Source organism: Acetobacter lovaniensis (assembly GCF_014207635.1).
Classification (GTDB): Bacteria; Pseudomonadota; Alphaproteobacteria; order Acetobacterales; family Acetobacteraceae; genus Acetobacter; species Acetobacter lovaniensis.
Window position 1 is genome coordinate 299719 of record NZ_JACHIE010000002.1, and the last position, 19196, is coordinate 318914.

At 56.0% G+C, this 19196-nt stretch carries 21 protein-coding genes; 8 read left to right on the forward strand and 13 right to left on the reverse strand.

From position 1 onward, the window contains the following. Positions 1–103 precede the first annotated feature (103 nt). The 9 genes from HNR55_RS04585 to HNR55_RS04625 form a co-directional block, all read right to left on the reverse strand. Positions 104–940: an aldo/keto reductase gene (locus HNR55_RS04585; RefSeq protein WP_166111958.1), complete on the reverse strand. Its 837-nt coding sequence runs from the start codon at positions 938–940 to the stop codon at positions 104–106. Between the two features lie 169 nt (positions 941–1109). Then, positions 1110–1724: a thioredoxin domain-containing protein gene (locus tag HNR55_RS04590; protein ID WP_242005434.1), complete on the reverse strand. Its 615-nt coding sequence runs from the start codon at positions 1722–1724 to the stop codon at positions 1110–1112. Positions 1725–1754: 30 nt separating this feature from the next. Beyond that, positions 1755–3116: an outer membrane beta-barrel protein gene (locus HNR55_RS04595; RefSeq protein ID WP_166111962.1), complete on the reverse strand. Its 1362-nt coding sequence runs from the start codon at positions 3114–3116 to the stop codon at positions 1755–1757. Between the two features lie 192 nt (positions 3117–3308). Then, positions 3309–3806 carry a c-type cytochrome gene (locus HNR55_RS04600; protein ID WP_166111965.1) on the reverse strand — a complete coding sequence of 166 codons (498 nt, stop codon included), beginning with the start codon at positions 3804–3806 and terminating at the stop codon, positions 3309–3311. A 2-nt stretch (positions 3807–3808) separates the two neighbouring features. Continuing rightward, positions 3809–4399 carry a methylamine dehydrogenase (amicyanin) small subunit gene (gene mauA / locus HNR55_RS04605; RefSeq protein WP_166111968.1) on the reverse strand — a complete coding sequence of 197 codons (591 nt, stop codon included), beginning with the start codon at positions 4397–4399 and terminating at the stop codon, positions 3809–3811. Continuing rightward, positions 4386–4991 (reverse strand): redoxin family protein, encoded by a 606-nt coding sequence (locus HNR55_RS04610; protein WP_166111971.1) that lies wholly within the window; start codon positions 4989–4991, stop codon positions 4386–4388. The genes mauA and HNR55_RS04610 overlap by 14 nt, the downstream gene beginning before the upstream one ends. Further along, positions 4988–5578, reverse strand: a complete 591-nt coding sequence (locus tag HNR55_RS04615; RefSeq protein ID WP_166111974.1) for a MauE/DoxX family redox-associated membrane protein — start codon at positions 5576–5578, stop codon at positions 4988–4990. Before HNR55_RS04615 ends, HNR55_RS04610 begins: the two co-directional genes overlap by 4 nt. Continuing rightward, positions 5575–6771, reverse strand: a complete 1197-nt coding sequence (locus HNR55_RS04620; protein ID WP_166111977.1) for an amine dehydrogenase large subunit — start codon at positions 6769–6771, stop codon at positions 5575–5577. Before HNR55_RS04620 ends, HNR55_RS04615 begins: the two co-directional genes overlap by 4 nt. 140 nt (positions 6772–6911) lie before the next feature. After that, complete coding sequence (locus HNR55_RS04625; protein ID WP_166111980.1) at positions 6912–7799, reverse strand: LysR family transcriptional regulator; 888 nt, start codon at positions 7797–7799, stop codon at positions 6912–6914. 61 nt (positions 7800–7860) lie between these two features. Between HNR55_RS04625 and HNR55_RS04630 the strand changes: the two genes are divergently transcribed. The 3 genes from HNR55_RS04630 to HNR55_RS04640 all read left to right on the forward strand — a co-directional run bounded on the left by HNR55_RS04630 (position 7861) and on the right by HNR55_RS04640 (position 10052). After that, positions 7861–8379: a PACE efflux transporter gene (locus HNR55_RS04630; RefSeq protein ID WP_242005435.1), complete on the forward strand. Its 519-nt coding sequence runs from the start codon at positions 7861–7863 to the stop codon at positions 8377–8379. 309 nt (positions 8380–8688) lie between these two features. Next, the gene (locus tag HNR55_RS04635) at positions 8689–9264 is read left to right on the forward strand and encodes an acyl-homoserine-lactone synthase (protein WP_166111983.1); all 576 of its coding nucleotides are present in this window, start codon (positions 8689–8691) and stop codon (positions 9262–9264) included. 8 nt (positions 9265–9272) lie between these two features. Next, positions 9273–10052, forward strand: coding sequence for a LuxR family transcriptional regulator (locus HNR55_RS04640; RefSeq protein ID WP_166111986.1), 780 nt, complete (start codon positions 9273–9275; stop codon positions 10050–10052). Here HNR55_RS04640 and HNR55_RS04645 read toward each other — a convergent pair. Continuing rightward, positions 10033–10677, reverse strand: a complete 645-nt coding sequence (locus HNR55_RS04645; protein ID WP_166111991.1) for a hypothetical protein — start codon at positions 10675–10677, stop codon at positions 10033–10035. The two genes, HNR55_RS04640 and HNR55_RS04645, sit on opposite strands and share 20 nt — an antisense overlap. Positions 10678–11296: 619 nt before the next feature. Here HNR55_RS04645 and HNR55_RS04650 point away from each other — a divergent pair. From HNR55_RS04650 to HNR55_RS04665, 4 genes are all read left to right on the forward strand, one after another. Further along, positions 11297–11824, forward strand: coding sequence for an immunity 42 family protein (locus HNR55_RS04650; RefSeq protein WP_264814042.1), 528 nt, complete (start codon positions 11297–11299; stop codon positions 11822–11824). Between the two features lie 722 nt (positions 11825–12546). Then, entirely contained in the window at positions 12547–12783 is a 237-nt protein-coding gene (locus HNR55_RS04655) for a (2Fe-2S)-binding protein (RefSeq protein ID WP_086646664.1), read from the forward strand. A gap of 76 nt (positions 12784–12859) precedes the next feature. Continuing rightward, positions 12860–13822, forward strand: a complete 963-nt coding sequence (locus tag HNR55_RS04660; protein WP_166111994.1) for an NAD(P)H-dependent glycerol-3-phosphate dehydrogenase — start codon at positions 12860–12862, stop codon at positions 13820–13822. 270 nt (positions 13823–14092) lie between these two features. Next, positions 14093–14626 carry a Dps family protein gene (locus HNR55_RS04665; RefSeq protein WP_166111997.1) on the forward strand — a complete coding sequence of 178 codons (534 nt, stop codon included), beginning with the start codon at positions 14093–14095 and terminating at the stop codon, positions 14624–14626. Positions 14627–14735: 109 nt separating this feature from the next. On the opposite strand, the gene HNR55_RS04670 is transcribed toward HNR55_RS04665, so the two are convergent. Next, positions 14736–16376: a bifunctional aspartate transaminase/aspartate 4-decarboxylase gene (locus HNR55_RS04670; RefSeq protein ID WP_166112000.1), complete on the reverse strand. Its 1641-nt coding sequence runs from the start codon at positions 16374–16376 to the stop codon at positions 14736–14738. A gap of 134 nt (positions 16377–16510) precedes the next feature. Beyond that, positions 16511–17719 carry an AI-2E family transporter gene (locus tag HNR55_RS04675; RefSeq protein ID WP_253545804.1) on the reverse strand — a complete coding sequence of 403 codons (1209 nt, stop codon included), beginning with the start codon at positions 17717–17719 and terminating at the stop codon, positions 16511–16513. 215 nt (positions 17720–17934) lie between these two features. Here HNR55_RS04675 and HNR55_RS04680 point away from each other — a divergent pair, with 215 nt between their 5' ends. Then, positions 17935–18696 carry a TetR/AcrR family transcriptional regulator gene (locus HNR55_RS04680; protein ID WP_166112003.1) on the forward strand — a complete coding sequence of 254 codons (762 nt, stop codon included), beginning with the start codon at positions 17935–17937 and terminating at the stop codon, positions 18694–18696. Positions 18697–18738: 42 nt separating this feature from the next. On the opposite strand, the gene msrB is transcribed toward HNR55_RS04680, so the two are convergent. Further along, positions 18739–19149, reverse strand: a complete 411-nt coding sequence (gene msrB / locus HNR55_RS04685) for a peptide-methionine (R)-S-oxide reductase MsrB (protein WP_166112006.1) — start codon at positions 19147–19149, stop codon at positions 18739–18741. Between the last annotated feature and the right edge of the window lie 47 nt (positions 19150–19196).

The window sequence follows — 19196 nt, forward strand, 5'->3', positions numbered from 1 at the left end:
TCTTATGTGACTACCGTGTGGTCTGCTCGGAAAGGCTGGCAGACCACACGGCTGATGGGGTCTGGAGGATCAGCCTGAGGCTGCTCCCCTGCCCCTACCGCTCTTAAAACTCCTCGTATGTCGCGGGGTCCTGCCCGAAGGAGCGCCCATCGGGGCGGGCCAGAGTGGCGATGTCCTTCATGTCCTGATCCGTCAGTTCAAAATCGAACACGGACATGTTCTCCACCTGCCGCTCACGGTGCGATGCCTTGGGAATGGGCACGGAACCAACCTGCACATGCCAGCGCAGCACAATCTGGGCCGGGGTTTTGCCCAGCCGTCTGGCTATGCCTGCTATCAGCTCATCAGACAGGATTTTGCCACCCCGGCCAATCGGGCTCCAGCCTTCGGTCACAATACCGTGCTTCTGGTGGTAGGCCCGCATATCGTCCTGTGGAAAGTAGGGCGAAAGCTCGATCTGGTTGATGGTGGGCAGCACGCCTGTTTCGGCATGCAGCCTGTCCAGATGTTCAGCCAGAAAGTTGCATACGGCAATGGAGCGCACATAACCGCGCTTTTGCGCCTCGATCAGGGCCTGCCATGCCTCCACATACAGGCCCTGCTTGGGGTTGGGCCAGTGGATGAAATACTGATCATAATAATCCAGCCCGGCGCGGTAGAGGGATTCCTCAATACAGGCAAGGGCTTCATCATATTTCTGGTGGCGGCCGGGCAGTTTGGAGGCAATGCTCAATTCCTCGCGTGCGCGCCCGCTTTTGCGTATGGCCTCACCCACGGCCCCTTCGTTTTCGTAATTAAATGCACTGTCCAGCGCACGGTAGCCGACATCAAGCGCACTGAGCATGCTCTGCACGCCTGCCGCACCATTTAATTTGTATGTACCAAAAGCTATAACAGGAAAGCTCCGGCCATCGTTCAGGGTTAGTTCAGGAATGCTCACGCCTGCGTTCTCCTTGAGTATGGATGGACCCCGCGCAGTCCCCCGCACGGATTAACTTCAACACGTCTGTGTGCATGAAGGTTCCGCCATCCACAAGGCCGGAACAGGCAGGCCGGGTACGCATGGTACGCTGGCACACGGCACAAAGGACCGTGCGCCAGCACTCCTTTTACGTGCTGGCGTGGGCTGCTTTGCGGTTATGGGCGATATAGGCCTGCACCGTGTCAAACCCGCTCTCCCACGCATTAAGCAGGCTTTCAAGATGTTCACGGTTGTTCACCAGCCCGCGTGCGATCAGCACCCCCTGCTGATCGAGCAGGAAGGCGGCTGGCAGCTTGTCCACTTCCAGCGCACGGCCCAAGGCAGGGTCGTTTATGAACAGGGCGGGTGGTGTGGCGGTCTGCTGAGCAAAAAGGGTTTGTGCTGCTGCGTTATCATCCCCCGCCAGAACCAGTTCCAACTGCTCCTTGGCGCAGAAGCTGCGCGCAATGGGTATGACCTTGCGCGAGATCGGGCAGGTCGCCGACACAAACAGCAGCAGGCGGGGCATGGCCCCACCAGCCAGAGCCATGGCCTGCCCATCCAGCGTTGCAAAGGAGCCTGCGGGGGCCATATCCCCCGGCTGGGGGCCGCGTGTATTTGTCAGCGCACCCACAGGTGCGATTTCCTGAAAAAGCCTGCGCAGCCTGAGCACCATGCGATACGCCACAAAAAACGCGACACACAGCAGCAGGCTCAGCATGGCGTTTGCAAGGACTAGCGTTTGCAGGCTGGCCTGTGTCATGCCTGCGCCTTCCCCCCCGGTACGGGCATATCAGTAAGACCAGATGGCATCGCAACTGAACCAGAACATGTTGTTGGTGCCGTTATTGGCCAAATTGACGTTTGGATCATCCGTGGGAGAAACACGGTTGAACGGACGGGTGCCATTGAGCGACTTGTCCAGCCGCACTTCGGGGCGAAGGGAAAAGCTGCCGCGTGGCAGCTTGAGGAACTCCGGCCGGTAGGTCACGCCCACGGTCAGTTCCCCATACGTCGTGCCGGGCGCCTGATCGTAGGAGTAAGGCCGCCCGCGCAGTTCGTTCACGTAGGACATGGGGGAGGTATTCGCCCCCACAAGCTGGCCGTTATTGTCACGGAAGATTTCACCACGCGCGTTAAAGGTCAGCGAGGGGGAGAAATCATGGGCAAAATAGGTGGTCACGCCATACACGTCATCCTGCAAATAGTCGTCGTGGTAATAGGTGCCATTGAGCGTGATGGAGGTGGTGGTGTTCAGTTTGTACGTAGCCAGAATATCGCCGACATATTCCATTTTCTGGTTGGCCAGATTGCCAATGGCATACACGCTCTGCTGCGGGCCAAGATAGGCAATGGCCGCCACATCCAGATTGCCATCGGCCAGGCCGGTAAGCTGCACGCCAAAATACCCTTTGGGGCGTTTGTTGTTTTTGGCACCGCCAAATGTGGTGGAGTTACCCGCATTAACCCCCATGACCCAGGCAACCGTGTCGGTCATATGCCATGTGGCCAGCACGCCCACGGTTTCAAACGGCACAATATAATCGGATGAATAGTTGTAGGAATAAAAAGGACGTTCCAGCGCATCCGTCCCCTCAAAGCCCTGAATACCGTATTGCTGGCCAATCTGCAGGTCTATGCCGCCCTTGCTCAGCCAGGGAAGATGCGCATCAATATGGGCCTGTGTCGGCGCCCACTGGTATATGCCCGTCAGATTGCCATCGCCCATGCCAATGGTCGGGTTAAAGCGGGCGTCCGAACCGTACAGCACCTCGAACACAAACCCGATGCCATAACCGCCGCCGATGTCGGTCGTGGGGTGGGAGAGTGTACCCGTAATCTGGTTCAGGGTAGCCGTGTTGGCGCGGTCCACGTAGGACTGTGCCCAGTTACGGCCTGTATGTGTCCACGGGTTGCCGTTTACGCCAGCTTCGACCACAAGGTGGCCTTCCAGATCATCAAACCATGTATGGTTCTTGGAGGTTTTAAGATTAACCTCCTCCTTGTCCGCCTGTGCTTTTTCCGCAGGAGTTTCTTCCAGCACCAGCGGGCGTGCGGAATCACCGGGAATTACTTTTTCCTGCGCCAGAGCGGGCAGCGCCGCCAGTTGCATGGTCAGCCACATCCCAACGGGCAAAGGGCGGCGAAGAAACATTCTTTTTTTGCTCCACAGATCAGAACCAAATTATTCAGTAAAACCCGGCCGGACAAGAGTAACAGGTCGCACCGGATACAGGCTGGATAAGAAGCAACCCGAAGTCACTTTAAGTTTTCATGTCATCCACCAGACCTGCCACAACCCGGGCCTGCTCCCTGTTGCCGCACCACCACAGGGAATACGCCGCACTCACCCTTTGCCGGGTGTATGCGCGCAGGCCGCAAGCGAGCGTTCGAGCACATGCGCACGCAGGCTCATGAAGTCCGGCCCAGAAAGCGGATGCGCACGCCATGTGTGCACCTCCGCTGCCGTGTAGGGCCTGAAGCTGGGCGGTGTGCTGGCCCCACCCAGTGTGATCAGCACAAAATTCATGACATCCGCCAGGGTCTGGTCATCACGGATCAGGGACATAGACACACCTGGCACACGCACCAGATAGGACCGCCCCTCCTCCGTGCAGGCAAAACTGCCGACAGTGTTGCGCAGCATGGGCACAAAGGTCGGGCCGGATATGCCCTCAATCCCGTGGCACCCACCACAATGCGAAACATACACAGACTGCGTATGGCTCAGGGCCGTTGCACCCGGCACGGCGTCTGGCACCGCATGGGCGCGCACGGCACCGGCCATAAGGGCCAGCACCGTAACGCAGGCAGGCAGAACACAACGCAACAACGCCATGCGCATGCTCAGGAAGCTTTCCCGACCACGGCGGCGGTAGAGCAGTTGTACATTTCCGACGTCCCTGTGCCAAAGCACCAGATGATGTCGTTATTGGCCATGGGGCGGTAGGAGGGCTGGTCCCCGTCCGTGCCAAGGCAGGTTACTTCGTTACACGAATCCTGACCACAGCAGTCGCGGTAGGCAATCATGTAGGAATTGCCATCCTGCGGGTTGTAGCAGCTCCCGATCCACGATGTGGGGGACGGAGCCGTGCCGGGCGGGCAGCTATGAACCCCACCGCCACAGGACGTGCACAGGTTGCCGTCAATGGCGCAATAACGCCAGTAATCGCATGCATTGGCATCCTTGACCTGCGCCTTGGCGCCAAAAGGGGTCGGAGCCTTGGAGGCAGCCTTGCCCGCAGCAGGCGCTGCTGCCGAAGCCCGGCTGACCGGCAGCAGCGGGAACAGCGGCACAGCCGCCGCAAGCCCGCCCAGACGGGCCACCACACCACGGCGGGACGTACGCCCCGCAAAGTGGCGCAGCACGGATTCAGTCATACGGTCGAACAGGGAGACATCCTGTTCCGTTTTTTGAGTGTGTTCAGAAGGCAACATGCGCATTCGCTCCTGTATCGGCTGACGCTGCGGAGTGTGTGGGGGCCACGCCATCCAACACCCCTTCAATCTGCCGCCGCGTATTAACTAGGTCTTTGGCCAGTATGGTGCCGCGCTCATCAAGCAGTACCACCGCTGGCATACGGTTGATTTGAAGAACCAGAGCCAGTTCAACCCCGGTTATAAGTGGAACACCCTGCATTTCTGGCCGGGCCAGTTGCATGGCTTTCAGTTCGGGCTCGGGGCCATCCCCTACAAACACAAGGTCCAGCCCACGTTCGGCAGCAATCTGGCGCGCAATGGGGGAGACACGCTTGCATACAGGGCACTCCGCCGCCACAAACAGCAGAAGCTGCCTGCGACCTGCGGGAAGAACATCCCCCACGGTAAAGGGCTGGCCGTCCAGCGTATGCAGGATCAGGCGCGGGACCACCTGCCCAACGTCCAGTCCGGGCTTGACCTCCTGATTACCCAGCGGTGCCAGCCGCTCGTGCAGCACACCAATCTGGCGGGCCAGTGCAACCAGCACAACGGCCAGCACAAGCACCAGAACAACCAGAACAGCCTGCCAGAGACACAACAGCATAATCATGCGCCGTGCTCCTGCATGCCGGACCCGGGCACATGCACCGGAGGCAATACCTGCATGGCCTGCCACAGCAGATACAGGCACACGCCCCCTGCAACACCCTGCCCCCACAGTACGGGAGCAACCCCATCCCCAAAGGCAAGGCCCAGACAGGGCACAAGAGCCAGCATGGCACAGGCCAGAGTACGCAGGACAACTGCCCAGGAGAGCTTTTGACCAGCCACCCCCGGTGTGCACCCGCACGACAGGTCCTTACGGCCGCGCAACACATTCACGCCCATGGCGCAGGCAAACACGACCAGAAGCACCGCAGCAACAATGCTGCCAGCACCTGCCCCAATACCGGAAAACAGCAGAACAGAGACCCCGATTTCGGCTACAGCCAGTGCCCAGGCCGCACTTTCGTACGACCATGCGGGCAACAGGCGGTAAGCGGCAAGCGTGCCCAAAAACGTGTCATGCGCCCGCAGTTTGGCAATACCGGCCACCATAAACAGGGCACCAATACCACCAGCACACAAAGCCGCTACCAGCTGCCCTGCCTCAGCACACCATGCAGGCACCAGAAAGAACGAAGCCTGCAGGCTCATCCTTCACCCGGCGCAACCGTGAAAATCAGAGACGTACCAAGTCCCTTCATGGTCCGCAACAGCTTGCCGGTGCGGGCGTCGGAGATGAAGAAGTCGCCACTGTCATCCGTAGTAAACATCAGCGGACTTGCATCCTGCGTGACACCGACCATGGTGCTGGCCACCTTGAGCGGCATACGGCGAATACGCTTGTGCGTGTCTGTATTGTACACCCAGACTTCCGCCCCCGCATCCTTGTGGGTCCAGAACGTACCACGGTGCATGAGAACATACAGTTCATGCGTATCTTTATGCAGGGCGGACATCTGCCACCCACCCGGACGCCAGGTGACCTCAAACGGTGCGGTGGCATCGGATGCCGGTTTGAGCCCGGCTCCTTCCTGCAAGGACCATGCAGGCTGCACAACGCTATTGGCGGACAGGATGGTTGGATAAACCTTGCCGCTATAACTGATGAAATACGTAGCACCGTCTTTGGCGACACTGGGGCTCTGTTCAAAAATGCCATCTTTGTCAGGTGCAAAGAACGCAGCACTATGGGTCACACTGGCCTTGCCATCCGCTTCGACGCTGACATTGCTCAGAGTCCCATCACCACACAGGGAGGAAAAACCGGCATTGCCCCACGCATACGCAAGGGCGCAGCCGGGAATTTCCACCGTATGGGTAACCTTGTGTTCCTTTGTGTCCACCACCTGCACCGCGTTGGCGGGGCTCATCTGGTACACATAAACCCGTGCGCCATCGGCACTGATGGCCATGTCGTTCCGCTTGGGGGTCACCAGCGCACGGGAGGGCAGTTTTTCATCCGCAGTCAGCTTGAGTGTCTGGGAATCGTATTCGGCCAGAAGGTCGTTGCGTGCGCCACGGTTGCCGCGCTCCCATGTGGTTTCACCCACATAAAAATGGCTGGCATCGGGGCTGAGCACCATGTTGGGGTTGTAGGCAGCCTGCACCATACCCAGCAGGACACCACGATCGGCGTCCACCACATCAACACGGCCATCCTTGTTATGGGTGTAAACCGCGTCTTCCACCAGAATGGTGTGGGGGCTGTAAGGTTTTAGGGTGACCACGTCGCTCTGCTCGGTTTGCAGGACGGGTTCGGCGGCCTGAACGGTGGCTGCTGAAAAAAAGGCCGCACTGCCAAGAAGCAGGCCAAGCCATGATTTGCGGGGGCTAAGAAGGGACATGCAGACCTGTTTTTCTCTCGTTTTCCTTCAGGGTTTTCATATCATAGTCGTTACTGTTGCCTTTTCAACACAAAACTTGCACACACATGTCAACAACCCGACACAACCGGAAACCGCCTGTGGAAATCCGGTGGTTGATTTTAAAAATTCCCTTCTTTTTTAAAAAATCGTTGCAAAAGCCACCGCGCGGCAACCCCGTGGGAACCCTTGGCGTGCCAGACCACGGCAAGGGGCACCAGACGGTTGCCTGCATCAAATTGTTGCTCCAGCACCACAATGTCTGGTGCGGCGGGGGATGCCGCCAGAACATGGTCGGACACAAAGGCCCAGCCTATGCCGTGGCGCACCAGTTCCAGAATGACCCAGTGGCTTTCCACCCACCAGACCTCCCCCGCCAGACGCAGGTAATGCCGCTCGCGCTCCTGCCCACGGGCAGCAACCAGAATCTGGCGGTAGCGTTTGAGGTCCTCCCACGCTACGGGACCACCCTGTGCCAACGGGTGGTTACGCCCGCAGACCAGCTTGAGCGGTACCCGCCCTATGGTGCGGAAGGCCAGTTCGGGCGGCATGCGGTGCTGCTGCCACATCACCCCAAGCTGGGCGGTACCATCACGCACCAACTGGCCGACATCCTCCATGAGTGGAAACAGGATTTCCATTTCCACATGCGGAAAAACCTGCGCAAATTCTGCAAAGACCGGGCCAAGGGCATGCTCGGGATACAATTCGTCTATAGCGACAACCAGCTTGTTCTCCACCCCGCTTTCCAAAGAGCGGGCAACACCAATCAGGTGCTCACGCCGCTCCAGCACCACGCGGGCTTCGCGCAGCAGGCGCTCACCATCCACGCTCAGCACGGGGGTGCGCCCCGTGCGCACAAACAGAACCACCCCAAGGTCCACCTCCAGATTGGCCACATGCGTACTAATGGCCGACTGGGCACGCCCCAGCGCCCGCGCCGCCGCGGAAAAAGACCCGGCATCCACCGTGGCCACAAAGGCTTCAAGCTGTTCGAGAGAAACGTTCATCCATCTGTTTTTCTGATAGGTTCCATCTTTCCTTTCCTATCAGGCTCGATAGATTGCCGCTATGTCAATGTCCCCTTCCAGCCAGCCCCCGGCCCTGAGCGCGGCAGGGCGACCTGCACCCCCTGTGGTTCCCATGCGTTCGGGCATGGACCGCCTGCGCCATGTTCTGCTGTTCGAACTTATCGCACTCGCCATTACCATTCCGGCAGGCAGCACCCTGTTTGGCCTGCACGAATCCGCAATGGGCATGATTGGCCTTGGCAGCGCCATAACCGCCATGGTGTGGAACTACCTGTACAATCTGATTTTTGACCGGGTCATGACCCATCTTTACCGCACAACGCACAAAACCATGCGCGGGCGGCTGGTGCATACCATACTGTTCGAAGCCGGGCTGCAGGTGGCCCTTGTGCCGGGGATTGCCCTGTACACCCATGCCCCGCTGATGGAGACATTCTCGCTCTCGCTCTCCCTTGCGCTGTTTTATCTGGTTTACGCTTTTGTCTTCAACATGGCGTATGACCGGGCCTTCCCCCTCCCCCACCAGAGCCTGTCCACAATCAACGTAACCAAGTCATAGCGCACGCGAAACAGACGAAGACGTCTTGAGCGACTGACCCACCCCTATGCCTGCGGGTGGACTTTGTGCATGCGGTTCGCTATCGGCCACGCTTCAACCTCACGCTGTGGTCGTGCGGAGCAACAGGCTGCGCATGGATGTTCTTCGGGTAAAAACGATATGCACAGTCATGAATCCCTGAAACCCGGAAGATCACGATAAAATTTCAGAACTATACAGATAATATTCATATTGATAATCTATCAATATTAACTAATTACAATGAATTGTGCGATGCAATAGATCAGAATCTCCAGAAAGGAGACTCCGATGATAAAAGTATTCAGCCACAACCAGCGTCATATTCATTGCCAAACGTACACACAAATGCTTCAGGCTCGTGCTATTGTTTTTGGAGACCGCCTGAAATGGGACGTTAATGTCGTCGATGGGAAAGAAGAAGACGAATACGATAGAGAACATAATCCTCTTTATTTTGTAGCCGAGAGACCTGACGGTTCCCACGCAACATCCATGCGTATTATTCCAACCACGGGACCGACTATGTTGCGTGACAAATTTCATTCCTTTTTTCCAGACTGCCCGGATATTTATAGTTCAACAATATGGGAAAGCACCCGTTACTGTGCAACACTACAGCCGGGTGAGTTACACTATACAGGAGAATTGGCGCGTTCTCTTTGTCAGACATGCCTGGAAAACGGCATAACGCATCTTACAGGTATTTTTTTTCGACCAATGCTACGGATCTATGAACGCGCAGGCTGGCCACCTGAACCCATTATGAGCGCCAACCTCGAAGGGAAGATGATTACACTGGCAACGTTTGATGTTTCACAGGCACGTCTTGAAGAAATTAATAAAAAGTTTGCATTGGCAGCTTAAAATCTTATATGCCAGCCAAGAACACCTTGGCTGGCCTTATCGCAATGGTTCCTGATACACATAATGCACTGCTTCCCTTAGGGGATACTCTTCTCGAACGCATCCAGTCATGCGAAAGCATTTCCACGATGCAGGAACTGGCATTTGAGATCAGGGATAACAGTGGCGCAGCCCACCTGACCTATCACTTTCTTTCCAACCCCTGGGTAAGGGAAGGCGGAGAACTGGGGGTCACGACATATCCACTCTCCTGGCAAATTCTGTATACCGACAAAAATCTCGTTCACTCAGATCCGGTGGTTCGTACTGCATTAAGCAGCGCGCTTCCGTTTTTATGGTCAGAAATCAAGTTACTTTCCCACAAAGAAAAGCGGGTCATGCAACTTTTTTACCAACAGAATCTGGGTAAAGATGGAATGTCCATTCCGTTGAGAGGGCTACGTGGCGAAGTCGGCCTCCTGACCATAACCAGTCGTAATATCAATGACTTCGGACAGGAACGACGGAGAGTTTATGCCGCGACATTTGCCCAGATTGGGGCTTACATGCATGAGTGGTTTGCCAACTATGCGGGTCGGCGGGAGCCTTTGACGCCTCCCCGGCTATCCGTTCGTGAACGAGAATGCCTCGCTTATCATGGCGAAGGTTTAATGACGCAGGAAGTTTCGTTCAGGCTGAATATCTCTGAAGCAACAGTAAGACTGTACCTTGCCACGGCCCGGCATAAACTTTGTGCACAGACAACCTGTGGAGCCGTGGCGAAAGCAATCAAATTCGGGCTGATATGATTTTAACCTGTTTATAGATTTTATCAAATACAGATGACACCCCGGACAGGACATTGATTGACTCAATACAACCATAAAAAAAGAGTTGGTTTATAACATTTTTACTTTCACGTCCTCCGGGGCACAGGATGCCAGATACATCATACTCCAGATTCACGGATAGCATACACGTCCAGCTGGCAATACAGTTTGCCGCAAGATATTCCCCAACCTGAAACCCAAGCGATGTATTTGCCGTATTATCATTATACGAAGCAATATTAAGATCAGAATACGAAACTTTATTATTATCATACAATGCGCTGGCATAAAGTAATTGCCCTGTACTAATTGTTCCAATCCCGAGATCCGGGCTTAATTGAACAATACAGCCAGCTACTGCACCCGCATCCGGGGGTGAAATTTTACCCACTTCGTACATTACGGCAGTTGCAAGCTTGAGTGCAAATGCCCCTCTACGATTAGTATCATGATAAATCATATCTATAAAATGTCTGCGACCGGCGATATCTGTATTTCCAACAACAGATGCAAGAACCTCAATGGATTCAAGAAGAAAAGGCCGGATAATTTCTGTATAAATATCTTTCTCAATATCAAACTGGGGATGTAACTGAGCGCTCATCGATATTCTCTCTACAGAAATACTGAATAAATATATAATTTTTATACTGTTAAGGCATCCCATTCAAAATGACCTATCGATATTGATAGGTCGTCAGACGATCGAAAGTGGTTTAAAAATAAAATTTGTTTCCGTACTGTTCTCATTGCCCCCTGTTTCGAGCAGACATTGCGAGAACACGTGACAGATGTCTTAACAGAAGATGCTGAAATGTTCTCATTATCGTCATTTCTGTGAAGAAAATTCCTCAAAGACGTTCATTCACAAACGATGCAGGGTTCTGGTATTGACTAATCCTATAAAATTGGAATTTACTTAAATTCATTTACAAATTATTGTATATGAAATTTGACTTGTGAAATTACACTTTTATTCTTGTTTTTTATTTGTAGTGCCTCAGTTTTCGCTCATACAACTCCAACTGCAAAACATTACGAACACACAGTGCGTAGTGGATATACTTCGACGAATTAAAAAGTATGGGATGATGCTAACAAAGGTGAGTATTATAGATATTTCGATGACAATGCTGAAAAAACTTAATTTTTCAAGAACTATAAATCCTGAAAAATAAAAACAGGAACAAGAAGTAAATACGATATCAAAAAATAGCGCAAAAATATTTGGAGATCTCAATATATTTTTAATTATTCTAAAATTATATGAAGATTATTTTGGATTGTGGTTAAATGGGGAACTCTGTTATGTTGTGAATGGATGTGTTCTGGGAGAATTTAAAGGAGGCGTCTCTTTACGCGATGCATGGAGTATATTGCTTGATATAATTCAGAAAAAGAAAAATAGAATTAATCTTGAGATATACGAAATGGATTATGAAACCATTTTTTCAATTATAAATGACGCCATTTATTCTAATGATTTCAGAATATATAATATCATTGAAGAGAAAAAATTTGCTGCCGACTTTAGTGTTTTAATAAATGTAAAGTCAATGCTTGATTGGACAATATATTGTGTCTCTGATGGGAATATGAACAAATTAGTCTATAAAAAACACAACTGTCACAAAGTTCATGGTGTTTTAATGCCCGATAACCTTGTGGAGAAAACATTGAATGATACTTTTTTATATTTAGATTTTTTATACAATTCTGAGTTGAGTAAAAATCAGAAAAATATTCCCTAATGAATGATAAAAATTTTTAACATCACGACAGTTCAAAAAACCGAAGGATGCCTGATGTCGGGCGCGCGGAATGATGCTTTCCGTGTAACATTTTCGGCCGCTGTTTTCCATTCCCAGCGCTTTCAGCCGACTGTATCTTCCCCGATCTGCCTTTCCTTTAAAAGGGTTCCATTTTTGGAAGGCAAGTCAATATGCCTGCCCATTTTCCCCAAATCACTGTCTTCCCACTTACATGTACGGCTTATGGGAAAACCCACACTGTAAACCGCCTCGATGCGATAACGTCGCATTGCCTCCACAGTATCATTTTAATGAATACATAGCCCACCAATCTGGAGGGGGCGCAGGACTGCTGCTTGAGGGGCACCACCAGTGTTGCGTTCAGGTTCTGGCCTGATATCGGGAGAAACCCGGCACACCTTTCATATGGCATTGAACCGGTCAAACAGCGGACGGTCCGTCTTCCACCCATCCGAACAGACCGCAGCTCTGTCCATATCTGCTCGGAGCAGTTCAAAACATAGTCCTGAGAAAAATGCTGCAAGCTGATCGCCAAAACCACTCAGCCGCGTCAGATGCTCCTCTGTGGCGGCATGGCTGGCGCATCGCCCGTGCGATTATTTTTCTGGTCCATATCAAGGCCGCCATGCACGGAAACTATTGCGACTAATTATCATTTATGGTTCAGTAAGGTCAGACTCGTAACCATGAGGTGCAAAGTAATGGTTGTCTGCTCCTGCAACCTGCTGACTCATAAAGATGTTGAAGCCGCCGTGGCTGATGGCGCAAACCATCCGCGCGAGATTTATGCCGCCCGTGGGTGCAAGGCCCAGTGCGGCAACTGCGTTAAAGGCGTTGTGTGCCTGCTGCGCGAGGCCAAGATGAGGCACATGCAGCAGGCTGAACTGGCCGCCCACGCCGCCCGCCAGCAGAGCGTGGCCATGGCTGCTTCTGCCTGAACACCTGCCAGCCGGGCCTGTCCCGGCCTTTTTACCGCGCTTGCACTCTCCTCCGGCTTCTGGCACCGAAGCAGGTATGAGCGATCCAGTTTTTGTACTTGGCGGCGGTGCATGGGGCACTGCACTGGCCCTGCATGCTGCCCGCACCGGAGCACAGGTGCATTTATGGGCACGTAACGCGCAAACCCTGCCCAACGGGGCGATGCCGCGCCTGCCGGACTACCCGCTCCCCCCGACCGTTCACCCCTGCTCCACATTGCCACAGGTTACGCCGCGCTGTGTGATGGTCGCTGTGCCCACGCAGTATCTGGCCTCTGTTCTACCCCTGCTACCTTCTGGTGTTGCTGCCATTTTGTGCTGCAAGGGCATAGAACGCCAGACACTGGCTTTTCCGCTGGACATTCTCGCACGGGAACGGGCAGATGTACCCGGTGCCGTGCTGTGTGGCCCCAATTTTGCGCGCGAGATTGCCGCTGGCCTGCCTGCGGCCGCCGTACTGGCTGCCCCGGACGCCACACGCGCGCAAAACCTGAGCACGCAGCTTTCCACCCCCCTGTTCCGCCTTTACGCCAGCACGGACTGCGTGGGAGTGCAGCTTGGGGCAGCAGCCAAAAACGTGATTGCCGTAGCCTCGGGCGTGACCATAGGTGCGGGTCTGGGCGAAAATGCACGCGCAGCCCTGATCACCCGTGGACTGGCCGAAATAACCCGGCTGGCCACAGCCCTTGGCGGGCAGGCCGCAACACTGGCGGGCCTTGCAGGGCTGGGGGATCTGCTGCTGACCTGCACGGGTGCATCCTCGCGTAATTATCAGATGGGGCTTGCCCTTGGGCAGGGCATGAGTACGCAAACCGCCCTGAACAGCCTGCCCGGCGTGGCCGAGGGGGTAACAACGGCTGCCGCCCTGCAAAGCCTTGCCCGCACCCATGGGGTGGAAACCCCCATAACCGACTGCATTGCCGCTTTTATGGAAGGGCGGATCACCCTGCCGCAGGCTACGCACAGCCTGCTCAGCCGCCCGCTTAAAAGCGAGGCGTAACATCCCCTGAACCTGCAAACAGCAAACAGCAAACAGCAAACAGCAAACAGCAAACAGCAAACAGCAAACAGCAAACAGCAAACAGCAAACAGGTTACGGCAGACCACACAACTGGCACTGCCTGCACTCCGCCTTTGTCACGTTCGTGTGAGGTCTGGAGTCTTTACCCGTGTGGGGTTGTATCCCTTCATTCACTTTCCACGTTTGATGCAGAGGTGGGGGAACACCCCGCACCGCAGACTGACATTTATTGGAAAGGCTGGCATTCCCATGACCAAACCCAATGCTTCAGAACGTCACATCAAGGAATATCTTGGCACGCCCACAGACCTGAAGGCCGAAAAGGTCAGGGCTGTGGCCGCAGGTCTGGCCGAGGTTCTGGCGGATGTATTCGCCCTTTACATCAAAACCAAGAACTTTCACTGGCATATGAGTGGCCGCCACTTCCGCGATTACCACCTGCTGCTGGACGAGCAGAGCCAGCAGATTTTTGCCATGACCGACCCTCTGGCCGAGCGCGCACGCAAGATTGGCGGCACCACGCTGCACTCCGTTGGGGAAATCAGCCGCAAAACGACCATTCTGGATAACGATGCCCTGTACGTCACCCCCGAGGACATGCTGGCCGAACTGCGCGAAGACAACCTGACACTGACCAAACGCCTGCGCGCGGTGCATGACATCTGTGATGATGCCCACGACGTTGCCACCGCCAGCCTGCTGGAAAACTGGATTGATGAAACAGAACGCCGCACATGGTTCCTGTTTGAAACCACCCGTCCGGTTTTTGGCAAAAACGACTGACGCCCGCAGAAGCTAACTCCCCCACGCCCCCAGTCCCACGCAGGTCATGCGGGGCAATACCGGGCAGGCTGGAGCAGGGTTTACTCCCTACCCCGGCCCTTGCCCGGCTTTAGTGCGCCGGGTGTGCCGCAGGTGCGGGGGCTGCGGCCTTAACCCCTTTTTCCGTGCAGTAGCGGGCATAATATTCATCCGCCATGCGCCGCAGGGCCGCGCCTATGGCGGCGTACTGGTACTCGTTCAGATTGGCGAGCGAGGCCCGGGCCGATGGACGTTTAACGGCAAAGCCATCACCGGGCAGCAGCACCACGCCAGTTTCCTCCGCAATGCGGAACAGGATGGTCTGGTAGTCCACCTTGGTCATCAACCACCGGGCAAAGCGGCGGCCATAAAGCTGCGTGACCACATTGGCCAGATCAATCAGCGTGTAATAGTGGGTACTGCCATCATCATCCGGCGCTTTTACGCCCAGATCGCGGTACAGCGCCAGTTCGCGCCGGTGTAGCAGGCGTTTGAGCGCGTTTTTATACGCATCCCGCCCATCCATAAGGGCAAACAGGGCAAACAGCACCATCTGCACCTGCTGGGGAGTGGACAGGCCCGCCGTGTGGTTAAGGGCCACGGTGCGGCTATCGGCCACCAGCCGGTCAATAAACTTCAGGCCACGCACGTCGGGGGTGAGCGAGGCGTAGCGCTTGTCCAGTTCCTGTTTTTCGGCTTCGGGCAGGGCTGCCAGCGCATGGTCCAGCACGTTGTTCTGGTGCATGGCCACAACACCAAGCCGCCAGCCCGTGGAACCGAAATACTTGGAGAAGGAATAAACCAGCACCGTATTGTACGGGCAAATGGCGTAAATGGACCGGAAATCATCGGCAAAAGTGCCGTACACATCATCGGTGACAATAATCAGGTCCGGGCGTTTTTTGACAATTTCGGCAATGCGGGCAAGCCCTGCATCGCTCATACGGACCGATGGCGGGTTGCTGGGGTTCACCACCAGAAAAATCTTGACCGAAGGATCAAGCAGTTTGTCCAGTTCCTCTGGCGGGTACTGCCACCCGGCTTCGGGGTCGGCATTGATGGCCACTTCCTGCAACTGGTAGTCCCGCAGTTCCGGGATTTCCACGTACGGGGTAAAGACCGGCATGCCAATGGCGGCCTTGTCCCCCGGCCGGATCAGCCCGTTCTCCCGCAGGGAGGCAAAAATATAGCTGATGGCAGCCGTCCCCCCTTCCAGCGCAAACAGGTCTGTCGTGCTTTCGGGCATGGTGCCGCCTGCCATTTCGTGCAGCAGGTAGTGGCGCACCACCTGTTCGGCATAGCGGAGCATGCGGGGCGGGGTCGGGTAGTCGCACCCCAGAATACCCGCCGTGGCTTCGAGCAGAAACGCATCGGCTGGCAGGCCCATCTGGTCGCGCACATAGGACAGGGCGCGACGCAGGAAGGCCACACCGGGCACATCCTTGTTGGCTGCCAGAAATGCCTCAAACCGTGCCTCCATCCCTGCGCGGCGGGGCATACCCCCCACCCCTTCAGCCATATAGGAGAATGTGAGAGCAGAATCGGCTGCGGCAAACATGCCAAGCTGAAAAAAGCCCTGCCGGGGCAGGGTCGCCAGAAAGTTGGGATTGCCGCGCCCTGCATCCAGCATGGCCCGCTGCGCCCGCCCCGAGGCCAGCCGGATGAGCTGGTCCTTGAGTTCAAACGGGCTGAGGTGCCGGTATTTCTGAAAATCGTCGGCTGGGCTGGACATCCCGTGTTTCCTTCAAGCGGATATTCTTGTTGCGTGGAATGTGCATGCACACAAGCGGGAAAACCACCCCAAAAAACGCAGATCGCACCTGTTTTGTCCTGTTTTTTACCCTTTTATGCCAAAAAGATGCGCTGTCAGACCTGCTCTTCCTCCGGCAGGGGAGCGGTCAGGTGGTCGATCACCGCCAGCAGCACGGCGGTAATGGGGGAGGCAAAGGCAAAACCCCACATCCCCAGAAAAGCACCAAATATGGTCTGGGAGAGAATGGTCAGCGCAGGCGGCATGCTGACCGCCCTTTTCTGAATGAAGGGGGACATCACATACCCTTCAAACGCCTGAATAAAGGCATACAGCCCCGCCACCATAAGGGCTTCACGCGGGCTGATGGACAGGGCGATCAGCACGGCAGGCACAGCCCCGATAAACGTCCCCAGATAGGGAATGAAGTTGGCCGTACCCGCAACCAGCCCGAGCGGAAAAGCAAGCGGCATGCCCAGCAGGGACAGGCCACCCCATGTCAGCACGCCCACCACGGTCATATCCAGCAACTGCCCTGCAACCCAGGCGGACAGCACATGGGCTGTTGTGCGGATCAGCTCACGCGCGGTGCCGCGGTAGCGCGTGGGCACCAGCCGCAGCAGGCCATTGGCATACAGGTGGGGGGAGAGCGCAAAATATACCCCCGCAATCACAATAACCACCAGCGTACCTGCCGACCCGAAGGTGGAGGTCAGCACATTGGTCATGGACCCAGCAAAGTCCATCCCACTCGTCCCCTCCGACCCAAGAGGGCCGGATGTCTGGTTGCCGCCCAGAAAGCGGGGAATATGGTTAAGCACCGAATGTCCAACCGGATTCTCATCCAGAGTGGCATGCAGGGCATCACGTTCATGGGTCAGGGCCGCGTACAGGTGGGAAAGCTGGGTTACCAGCTCGGGGCCGGACACATGCACAACAAACGAAACACCCCCCACAAGGGCGGCAAGGAACAGCACCACCGCCACCCACTGCCGTATGGGCAGCACCCGGCAGATCAACCGTGCAGCACCATGCAGGACCACCGCCACAAGGGCTGCGGCAAACACCACCATAACCACAGCCCCACCAGCGTAAATGAACAGCCCCACGCACAGGGCCGCCACCACGGCTATGGCAAGCTGGTAAAAACGGCGCAGGATACGCCCCAGTTTCTGCACGTTCAGGGCCAGAAGAGCTATCTGCTCCGCGCTGGCGGTCCCTGCCGTATGCGCAAGGGGGGTGGGGGACAACCTTTTGTTCGCACTGGTCTGGCCGGGCTGGTCTGGTGCGGAGGCCTGTTCGCCCTCAAACATCTGCTGTTCCACTGGGGTTATTTCCTGACATGATCGTGCGCCACGTGGTATGTGTGTTTTGTGTGTGGCGGAAAAAGGCGGCCGCAACACCCCCTTTTCTTGCAACACATTCTTGCGTCGCACGGAAAGACCTCGAAATAAAAACACGACACGGGTATAAAACCGCCACATTGCAGATGTGTTGTCCTCCCCCTGCCCTACACCAGCTAACACAAAGCGGATAATCGTTGTCTGAGCCCCCAGCCCCCCGTTCACCCAAAGGTTACCTGAGCAAGGCCCTTACCTTTGCCACCCGTCCTCTGGACATGGCAAACCCTTGCCTGCAGGGGCGTAAACGGCGCTGTGGGCGACCCACGACCGATGTTACGGAAGACCTTGACCAGTATCTGCTGGAAATAGCGGCGGGCCTGTTTGTGCAGCATGGCTATGCGGGCACCTCCATCGACCAGATCGCCCGCAAGGCCTGCGCCAGCAAACAGACAATCTACCGCCGCTATTCCTCCAAGGAAGCGCTGTTCATAGCCGTGGTCACCAACCTGACCGGCTCGGTACTGCGAGCCATGGAAGAGACCCCCCTGACCAACCCGCTGGAGGAACTGCGCCACATCAGCCGCCTGATGCTGGATCTGACCCTCCGCCCCGATGCACTGGGCACGTACCGGATTCTCATAGCCGACGGGCACCGCCACCCTTCCCTGCAACAGCAGGCGGTGGCGGCCATTGGCCAGCCTTTTCACAATAATTTTGTGCGCCTGCTCAAAGCCGCGGAACAGAAGGGCCAGATCAACCCCGGCCATGCCACGGACACCACGGCCCGCCTGCTGACCGGCATGGTCACAGGCTGGCCAATGGAAGACAGTCTTTTTGGCCTTGATCCGCTCAAGACCGAGGAAGAGCGCGATGCTTTTTTTAGCGAAGCATGGTCTTTTTTCCTCAATGCCGTAGGGGGACGGCAGATAGCTCTGGCCCCGCAGCAGGTGCCGGGCTGAGCACAGGCGGCCTGCACGCCCCGCCGCACCGGGGCTGAGTGTTTATCCGCCGCTGCCCGTAGCACTGGGCCGGAAGTCCAGTGCAAGCCCGTTCATGCAGTACCGCAGCCCGGTAGGAGGTGGCCCGTCGTTAAAGACATGGCCCAGATGGCCCTCGCACTGCGCGCAGTGGGCCTCCTCCCTGACCATGCCGTGGCTTGTATCGCGCCGGGTGGCAACGCCCTGCGGCTCCGCCGCCCAGAAGGATGGCCACCCGCTGCCGCTCTCATACTTGGTGGTGGAGGAAAACAGCAGCGTACCACACGCCGCGCAATGGTAGGTGCCAGGGCGTTTTTCCCCGTTCAGGGGGCTGGAGCCGGGGTATTCCGTGCCATGGCCGAGCAGAATCTGCTCCTGTTCGGGGGTCAGGGGGGCACGTGGGCCACACCCGCCAGAACTGCAACTGCTGGTCATAACGGTTCCTTTCTGCCTCCAGCCGGTGCGGTGCACCAGCCACCCTG

What these genes read in the sequence shown, in the direction of transcription:
- HNR55_RS04590 (WP_242005434.1), bottom strand. Translation starts at nt 1,724, where the DNA reads ATGACACAGGCCAGCCTGCAAACGCTAGTCCTTGCAAACGCCATGCTG.
- HNR55_RS04635 (WP_166111983.1), top strand. Translation starts at nt 8,689, where the DNA reads ATGATAAAAGTATTCAGCCACAACCAGCGTCATATTCATTGCCAAACG.
- HNR55_RS04660 (WP_166111994.1), top strand. Translation starts at nt 12,860, where the DNA reads ATGAGCGATCCAGTTTTTGTACTTGGCGGCGGTGCATGGGGCACTGCA.
- HNR55_RS04655 (WP_086646664.1), top strand. Translation starts at nt 12,547, where the DNA reads ATGGTTGTCTGCTCCTGCAACCTGCTGACTCATAAAGATGTTGAAGCC.
- HNR55_RS04615 (WP_166111974.1), bottom strand. Translation starts at nt 5,578, where the DNA reads ATGAGCCTGCAGGCTTCGTTCTTTCTGGTGCCTGCATGGTGTGCTGAG.
- HNR55_RS04630 (WP_242005435.1), top strand. Translation starts at nt 7,861, where the DNA reads ATGTCAATGTCCCCTTCCAGCCAGCCCCCGGCCCTGAGCGCGGCAGGG.
- HNR55_RS04620 (WP_166111977.1), bottom strand. Translation starts at nt 6,771, where the DNA reads ATGTCCCTTCTTAGCCCCCGCAAATCATGGCTTGGCCTGCTTCTTGGC.
- HNR55_RS04645 (WP_166111991.1), bottom strand. Translation starts at nt 10,677, where the DNA reads ATGAGCGCTCAGTTACATCCCCAGTTTGATATTGAGAAAGATATTTAT.
- mauA (WP_166111968.1), bottom strand. Translation starts at nt 4,399, where the DNA reads ATGTTGCCTTCTGAACACACTCAAAAAACGGAACAGGATGTCTCCCTG.
- HNR55_RS04595 (WP_166111962.1), bottom strand. Translation starts at nt 3,116, where the DNA reads ATGTTTCTTCGCCGCCCTTTGCCCGTTGGGATGTGGCTGACCATGCAA.
- HNR55_RS04625 (WP_166111980.1), bottom strand. Translation starts at nt 7,799, where the DNA reads ATGAACGTTTCTCTCGAACAGCTTGAAGCCTTTGTGGCCACGGTGGAT.
- HNR55_RS04640 (WP_166111986.1), top strand. Translation starts at nt 9,273, where the DNA reads ATGCCAGCCAAGAACACCTTGGCTGGCCTTATCGCAATGGTTCCTGAT.
- HNR55_RS04665 (WP_166111997.1), top strand. Translation starts at nt 14,093, where the DNA reads ATGACCAAACCCAATGCTTCAGAACGTCACATCAAGGAATATCTTGGC.
- msrB (WP_166112006.1), bottom strand. Translation starts at nt 19,149, where the DNA reads ATGACCAGCAGTTGCAGTTCTGGCGGGTGTGGCCCACGTGCCCCCCTG.
- HNR55_RS04600 (WP_166111965.1), bottom strand. Translation starts at nt 3,806, where the DNA reads ATGCGCATGGCGTTGTTGCGTTGTGTTCTGCCTGCCTGCGTTACGGTG.
- HNR55_RS04610 (WP_166111971.1), bottom strand. Translation starts at nt 4,991, where the DNA reads ATGATTATGCTGTTGTGTCTCTGGCAGGCTGTTCTGGTTGTTCTGGTG.
- HNR55_RS04670 (WP_166112000.1), bottom strand. Translation starts at nt 16,376, where the DNA reads ATGTCCAGCCCAGCCGACGATTTTCAGAAATACCGGCACCTCAGCCCG.